This window comes from Streptantibioticus silvisoli (assembly GCF_027947535.2).
Taxonomy (GTDB): domain Bacteria; phylum Actinomycetota; class Actinomycetes; order Streptomycetales; family Streptomycetaceae; genus Streptantibioticus_C; species Streptantibioticus_C silvisoli.
The window spans coordinates 1-7,161 of sequence record NZ_JAAGKO020000111.1 but is presented as its reverse complement, the minus strand read 5'-3'; the positions used below and the strand labels follow the sequence as shown (position 1 = coordinate 7,161).

Genomic DNA, 7,161 nt, shown 5'->3' with positions numbered 1-7,161 from the left:
GTGTCCCGCTGGCACCCACCCCGTCCCCGGCACCACCTCCGGCATCCCCACCGGCTACCCCCACACCTCCCAGGGCGCCCAATCCGCCGCCGCCAACTACGCCGTAGCCCTCGGCGGCGACGGCATGTTCACGGTCGGCAGACGGCACGAGATCGACGACACGGTCTACGCTCCGGCGGCAGCGGCGAAGGTGAAGACGGCTCAGGATCAGGCCTATACCAAGACGCTCCTCGGCAAGCTCGGTCTGGACGCCGACGGCAACGCCCCCGCCGGGATGACCTTCGTGTCCCGCACGATCCCCGTCGGCACATCGGTCAAATCCGCGACCACGACCCGGGCGACGGTGTCAGTCTGGTACCTGGGCCTGATCGGAACAGCGGGCACGGGCTCCACGGACCCGGTGCACACCGACTGGATGACGTGGACCTTCAACCTGACCTGGACCGGTTCCGACTGGAAGGTGGCGTCGGACTCACAGCAGGACGGCCCGGCACCTGTACCGGGTGACGACAGGGCGGCCAGTGCAGATGAAATCGCCAAGGCGATCTCGCAGTACGGAGGGTTCACCTATGCCCGCTAGCACAAGGCGACGGAACGCCTCCCGCGTTTCCCTTCTGGCAGGCGTTCAGGTCTTCCTGGTCCTGCTGGCCACCCGAGCGTGGGCCGGTCCGTCAGCGACCCCGACGCCGAGTCCGAGTGGCAGCGGCAGTCCCTGCGACCAGCTGATCGGCCCCGCCAAGCAATACTGCCAAAGCGGCGGCTCCCCCGGCACCACCCCCTCCACCCCCTCCCTCGGCTCCTCCCTCGACCCCCTCACCGCGCTCGCCAAAGGCTGCGCCAACGCCGCCGCGTTCGTCATCGACAAGCTCAGCCACGCGGTGACCGCCACCTCCGCCGTCGACTTCACCAACACCACGTTCCTGCGCCAGTACGCCGTCGTCTTCGCCGCCTCGACCATCCTCACGCTCGTCCTGTGGCTGCTCGCGGTCGCCAAGCGCGCGGTGCGCGGCGTCCCGCTGGCGGAAGCCCTCAGCGAAGCCGTCGGATTCCTCTGGCTCACCGTGCTGGCCTCCGCCTTCACCCCCCTGGTGCTCTACACCGTCACCTCCGCCGTCGACGCCGTCACCACCGTCATCGGACGCGGCACCACCAGCAACTCCGACGTCTTCTTCGGCTCGTTCGCCAGCGCCCTGAAAAAGGGCGACGACATCGGCGGCGGCCCGATCATGCTCATCGTCGTCGCCATGGTCTCCGTGCTCGCCGCAGGCGTCCTGTGGCTCGAGCTGGTCATCCGCGCCGCCCTGCTCTACGTCGGCGCCCTGCTCGGCACCGCCGTCTACGCCGGCCTCGTCGACAAGAACATGTGGCACCACGTCCGCCGCTGGGCCGGTGTGATGATCGCCGTCATCCTGGTGAAACCCGTCATCGTCATCGTCCTCGCCGGCGCCCTGTCCGGCACCAAGGGACCCACCTCCTTCTCCGCGGTCGTCTCCGGCCTGTCGATCATCATCCTGGCCATCTTCGCCAGCGCGATGATCTACCGCTTCGTCCCCGGCTTCGGCGACGACGTCGTCAAGCTCCGCGGCGACCACCGCGCCGCCGGCTCACCCGGCACCGCCGCCATCACCTCCGCCGCCGCCTTCGTCAAACAGGGCATCAGCACCCACAGCGCCCGCGGCGGCGACGAGCAGGCCGGCGGTGGCGCCCAGCCCGCCGGAGCCGGCGCCGGAGCCGTCAGCGGCGGCATCGCCGCCCACAGCGCCCGCGGCGCACCCCGCACCCCACCGCCCGCCGCGGCCCCCGGCGCCGCCCCCGCCGCCCCGCCACCCGGCACCGGCCACGTCCCCTCGGCACCGGCACCGCGCATGTCAGACCGTAAGAACGGAGGGGACCGGCCATGACGACCCAGCCGTTCGCCCAGCGCCGCACCTACCTCATCGGCAAGGCCCGCCCCAACGCCATCGTCGGCAAGAACCGCGAGACCGGCGAGATCGGCATCATCGTGGCCGGCGCCGCCCTCGGCATGATGTGCGGCCTGCTCATCCCGGTGCTGCCGCTGCGCATCGCCGGCCTCGTCGGCTTCCCGCTGCTCGCCTTCGCCGCCGTCTTCATGCCCTACCGGCACCGCACGTTCTACCGGTGGTTCGAGATCAACCGCTCCTACCGCCGCACCCTGCGCTCCGGCGCCACCTACCGCTCGGCCGCCGCCGAGGCCGGCATCGGGTTCGACGGCCGCGAGGTCGAGATCGGCCCGCCGCCCGGCATCGGCCGCCTCACCTGGCTGTCCGCGCCCTTCGGCCCCGACGAGATCGCCGTCCTGCTGCACCTGGAACGCCGCACCGCCACCGCCGTCATCGAGATCGAGGGCCCCGGCGTCGGCCTGCGCGACAGCGAGGACCAGGAAGCCCTCGTCGACCGGTTCGGCACCCTGCTCAAGCACGTGGCCAACGGCGACGGCTTCGTCACCCGCATCCAGATGCTCGCCCGCACCCTGCCGGCCGACCCCGACGCGCACGCCAAGGACGTCAGCCAGCGCGGGGACGTCAACTCCCCCGCCTGGCTCCAGACTTCCTACGACCAGTTGCAGTCCATGGTCTCCACCTCCTCCGAGCAGCACCGCGCCTACCTCGTGGCCTGCATGCACTACAACCGCGAACTCGCCGCCGAGGCCCACACCATGGCCCGCGCCACCGGCCACACCCGCGACGAGGGCCTCGCCATCGTGATGGCCCGCGAGCTGAACGACATCTGCGCCCGGCTCGCCGAGGCCGACATCCGGGTACGCCAACCCCTGGGCCAGGCACGGCTGTCCAGCCTGCTGCACTCCATGTACGACCCGGACCACCCCATCGACCACATCCAGGCGATGACCCAGCGCAACGCCTGGCCGGCCGAACTCGACGCCACCGACCCGACGTTCCTCCAGGCCAAGACCCGCGAGTCGGTCACCCGCGCCCCCTGGTGCCACTCCACCGCCTGGGTCAAGGAGTGGCCGATGACCCCGGTCGGCGTCAACTTCCTCGCCCCGCTGCTGGTCCACACCCCCGACGTCATCCGCACCGTCGCCGTCACCATGGACCTGGAACCCACCGAGGTGGCCATCGAGCGGATGCTCACCGAGAAGACCAACGACGACGCCGAGGCGTCCCGCGCCGCCAAGATGAACCGGGTGGTCGACCCCCGCGACATCCACCACACCTCCCGCGTCGACCAGCGCGGCCAGGACCTCGCCTCCGGCGCGGCCGGCGTCAACCTGGTCGGCTACATCACGGTCTCCTCCCGCTCCCCCGAAGCCCTCGCCCGCGACAAGCGCACCATCCGCGCCTCGGCGGGCAAGTCGTACCTGAAGCTGGAGTGGTGCGACCGCGAACACCACCGGGCGTTCGTGAACACGCTGCCGTTCGCTACCGGCATCCGCCGCTGAGGAGGCCGCACCATGGCCATGCTGGACCCGATCTCGCTGCTGACCGACGCCTTCACCAGCTTCCTGTTCGGCAAGGTGGAGACCACCCGACTGCCGGTGCGCACCTCCACCGGCCAGGCGCAGGCCGTCTACCTGCCCACCGCCGCACCGGGCCTCGGCGACTCCGGCGTCATCATCGGCCGCGAGGTGTACTCCGGGAAGGGGTACATCTACGACCCCTTCCAGCTCTACGGCCAGCAACTGCCCGCCCCGCACTGGCTGGTGCTCGGCGAGTCCGGCAACGGCAAGTCGGCGCTGGAGAAGACCTACGTCCTGCGCCAACTGCGGTTCCGCGACCGGCAGGTCGTCGTACTCGACGCCCAGGGCGAGGACGGCGTCGGCGAATGGAACCTCATCGCCCAGCAGTTGGGGATCACCCCCATCCGGCTGGACCCGATGGCCGCCCTGGAGGGCGGCATCAAACTCAACCCGCTCGATCCGGCCATCACCGCCACCGGCCAGCTCGCGCTGCTGCGCACCATCATCGAGGTCGCCCTCGGGCACGGCCTCGACGAACGCTCCGGCTTCGCGCTGAAGGTCGCGCACAGCCACGCGGTGGAGTCCATCACCACCCGGCAGCCGATCCTCACCGACATCGTCGAACGCCTGCGGCACCCCGCCGAGGAGTCCGCCGACTCGATGAACGTCGACATAGAGGACGTCCGCGCCTGGGGCCTGGACGTCGCCCTGGTCCTGGACCGGCTGGTCGACGGCGACCTGCGCGGCATGTTCGACGGCCCCACCACCGCCGGCATCGACCTCGACGCGCCGCTCATCGTCTTCGACCTGTCCCACATCGACCGCAACTCCATCGCCATGCCCATCCTCATGGCGATCGTCGGGGTGTGGCTGGAACACACCTGGATCAGGCCGGACCGCGTCAAGCGCATCTTCCTGGTCGAAGAGGCCTGGCACATCATCAACAGCCCGTTCGTGGCCCAGCTGTTCCAGCGCCTGCTGAAGTTCGGCCGCCGCCTCGGCCTGTCGTTCGTCGCCGTCGTCCACCACCTGTCCGACGTCGTCGACGGCGCGGCCGCCCGGGAGGCCGCCGCCATCCTCAAGATGGCCTCCACCCGCACCATCTACGCCCAGAAGGCCGACGAGGCCCGCGCCACCGGCCGGGTCCTCGGCCTGCCGCGGTGGGCGGTGGAGATCATCCCCACCCTCACCCCCGGCATCGCCGTCTGGGACGTCAACGGCAACGTCCAGGTCGTCAAGCACCTGATCACCGAGAACGAACGGCCGCTGGTCTACACCGACCGCGCGATGACCGAGACGTCCGCCGAACTCGTCGGCCGGGTCGAACCCACCGAGGCCGAACTGGCGCTGGAGAAGCAGCTCGCCGACGACGCGGTGGCCTGACCGGTGTCCACGCCACCGCCGGGCCGCCAGGGCCCCCGCACGCCCACCGGCGGCCCCCGGCAGCCCCACGGGCCGCGCGGGCCCCAGGACGGCGGCACGCAGCCCTCCCGGCGTGAAGGCGGCCTGCCCGACGGCCTGTTGCTGCTGCTGATCGGCTTCCTGCTCGGCATCACCGTGCTGGTGTGGACCGGCACCGGCCTGGCCGCCCTGATCAACCACGGCCACTGGCCCGCCGGCCTGCACTTCACCCGCACCCCGCTGGCGATGCGCGACCTCATCGGCGCGCCCGACGGCCTGGGCGCCGCGTGGCCGGACACACCGGCCGCCGACCTGCCGCACCCCGGACTGTTCTGGGGCGTCCTCATCAGCCAGATCATGATCCTGCTGGTCGTCGCGGTCTTCGCCGTGGGCACCCTGACCCGCTACCGCGCCGTCCGCACCGCCCGCCGCCGCGCCCCCCAACAGCCCTCCCCCACAACGGCGTACGCCCCCGAGCCGGCCCCCGCCCGACCGGCCACCGCCCCAACTCCGGTGCCCGCCGTGCCGGTCGAGGCCGTCACCGCCGAGCGCGAACCCGAAGCCGAACCCCAACCCGAAGCCGTGGCCGTCGCCGTTCCCGCCCCGGCCCCCGCGTACGCCACCGCGCCCACCGGACCGCCCCCGGGCCAACTCACCACGTCCTGCGTGGTGTTCACCGGCGCCGGCCCGGCCCGCGCCGAGACCGGCAAGCGCGTCGTCCAGCCGGCCGTCCTCGACGCCGAGGGCGCGGTCCTGGTCACCTGCGCCGACGCCGGCACCTGGCAGCAGACCGTCGCCGTGCGCGGCAAGCTCGGGCCGGTGCACGTCTTCGACCCCGAACACCTCGTCGACACCCCCGCCCGGCTGCGCTGGGCCCCGCACACCGGCTGCGAGGACCCCGGCACCGCCCGCGAACGCGCCGCCGCCCTGCTGGCCCCGCTGCGCACCCACGACATCACCACCAACGACGCCGCCGCCACCCTGCTGCGCTGCTGGCTGCACGCCGCCGCGGTCGACGGCCTGCCGTTCCGTCAACTCCACCGCTGGGCAGGCAACTCGGGCTCCGCCGACGCGGTCCGCATCCTGCGCACCGCCCGCGGCGCGGCCTCCGGCTGGAGCGGCGAACTCGAATCCACCCTGCACGCCCACCCCGAACGCCGCGACGCCGCCCAGGCCGTCATCCAGCGCGCCCTGTCCTGCCTCACCTCCCTCCACATGCGCGACGCCTGCAGCCCGGGACGAAACGATGGCCTCGACCTGGAGTCGTTCGTCGCCGAACGGGGAACGCTTTACGTAGTCGGTACGCGCCGCGAGGACCCGCGGACCGACGCGGGTGCGATGCCGCTGCTCACCGCACTCGTCTCCTGCGTGGTCGAGCACGGCCGGCGCATGGCCGCAGAGTCATCCCCCGGCCGGCTCGACCCACCAGTCACCCTCGTCCTCGACGACGTGGCCACCACCGCGCCGCTGCCCCAGCTGCCCGCCCTGATGCGCGAAGGCGCCGCCCTCGGCCTGCCGGCCCTCGCCGTGCTGCGCTCGGAGGAACAGGCCCGGCACCGCTGGCCCGGCCGGGAGGCCCCCGCCCTGTGGCGCGACGCGGGGCTGCGGGTGGACCTGTAGCCCTCCCCGTCGCCCGGCGGGTACGAATGCGTCAGGGCCGCGACAGCGCCAGTTCGTGCGCGAGCAGCCCCGGCACCGGCTCGTGCGGCTCGGTGGCCCCGGTCGCCACGAACCCCAGGCGCCGATAGAGCGCGTACGCCCGGTCGTTGACCTCGGTGACCCACAACCGCACCCGCGACACGTCCGGCCGCTCCCACGCCCAGTCCGCACCGGCCCGCACCAACCGCTCCGCGACCCCGCTGCCGCGCTGCGCCGGCCGCACGTACATCCCCACCAGCCACGCCTCCCCCGGCTCCAGCAGGACGGTCACCGTGCCCACCCACGCCCCGTCGCCGTCCAGCGCCACGAACCCACCGGCCCGGGCGGCCCGCCCGCGCCACACCTCGTCCCCGAACGCGACTTCCCGCTCGTACGTCGACCCGAACGCGATCCGGCTCAACGGGTCCCGCAACGACTCCAGCCGCAGCGCCTTCAACTGCCGCCAGTCCTCGGTCCGCACGGCCCGCGTCCGGTATCCGTTCTCCGCCTGACTCTCCATTACCGAATGGTCGCAGTGCGGCCGACCGGACCGCAACGCAAAAATGACCGTTGGCTCCAACAGATCAAATCTGCTGGAGCCAACGGCCCAAAAAATGTTCGGCGGCGTCCTACTCTCCCACAGGGTCCCCCCTGCAGTACCATCGGCGCTGAAAGGCTTA

The 7,161-nt window shown here is 72.1% G+C and carries 6 protein-coding genes and 1 rRNA gene; 5 read left to right on the top strand and 2 right to left on the bottom strand.

What is annotated here, in order from left to right:
- The 5 genes from POF43_RS34040 to POF43_RS34020 form a co-directional block, all read left to right on the top strand.
- Nucleotides 1–580 (top strand): hypothetical protein (locus tag POF43_RS34040; RefSeq protein WP_504993352.1); only part of this gene is annotated, 580 nt, incomplete at its 5' end.
- Nucleotides 570–1,901, top strand: coding sequence for a hypothetical protein (locus POF43_RS34035; protein WP_282704950.1), 1,332 nt, complete (start codon nucleotides 570–572; stop codon nucleotides 1,899–1,901). The genes POF43_RS34040 and POF43_RS34035, both read left to right, overlap by 11 nt.
- Nucleotides 1,898–3,424: an SCO6880 family protein gene (locus tag POF43_RS34030; protein ID WP_271317971.1), complete on the top strand. Its 1,527-nt coding sequence runs from the start codon at nucleotides 1,898–1,900 to the stop codon at nucleotides 3,422–3,424. Before POF43_RS34035 ends, POF43_RS34030 begins: the two co-directional genes overlap by 4 nt.
- An 18-nt stretch (nucleotides 3,425–3,442) precedes the next feature.
- Nucleotides 3,443–4,825 carry an ATP-binding protein gene (locus POF43_RS34025; RefSeq protein WP_271317972.1) on the top strand — a complete coding sequence of 461 codons (1,383 nt, stop codon included), beginning with the start codon at nucleotides 3,443–3,445 and terminating at the stop codon, nucleotides 4,823–4,825.
- 3 nt (nucleotides 4,826–4,828) lie between these two features.
- Nucleotides 4,829–6,463 (top strand): type IV secretory system conjugative DNA transfer family protein, encoded by a 1,635-nt coding sequence (locus tag POF43_RS34020; protein ID WP_372516193.1) that lies wholly within the window; start codon nucleotides 4,829–4,831, stop codon nucleotides 6,461–6,463.
- Nucleotides 6,464–6,494: 31 nt separating this feature from the next.
- Here POF43_RS34020 and POF43_RS34015 read toward each other — a convergent pair whose 3' ends face one another.
- Both POF43_RS34015 and rrf read right to left on the bottom strand, forming a co-directional pair.
- Nucleotides 6,495–7,001 carry a GNAT family N-acetyltransferase gene (locus POF43_RS34015; RefSeq protein WP_271325893.1) on the bottom strand — a complete coding sequence of 169 codons (507 nt, stop codon included), beginning with the start codon at nucleotides 6,999–7,001 and terminating at the stop codon, nucleotides 6,495–6,497.
- Between the two features lie 96 nt (nucleotides 7,002–7,097).
- A 5S ribosomal RNA gene (gene rrf, locus POF43_RS35370) occupies nucleotides 7,098–7,161 on the bottom strand; the annotation flags it as partial.

Excerpts from the sequence above, each read along its gene's own strand:
- POF43_RS34025 (WP_271317972.1), top strand. The coding sequence starts at position 3,443 with ATGCTGGACCCGATCTCGCTGCTGACCGACGCCTTCACCAGCTTCCTG.
- POF43_RS34035 (WP_282704950.1), top strand. The coding sequence starts at position 570 with ATGCCCGCTAGCACAAGGCGACGGAACGCCTCCCGCGTTTCCCTTCTG.
- POF43_RS34030 (WP_271317971.1), top strand. The coding sequence starts at position 1,898 with ATGACGACCCAGCCGTTCGCCCAGCGCCGCACCTACCTCATCGGCAAG.
- POF43_RS34015 (WP_271325893.1), bottom strand. The coding sequence starts at position 7,001 with ATGGAGAGTCAGGCGGAGAACGGATACCGGACGCGGGCCGTGCGGACC.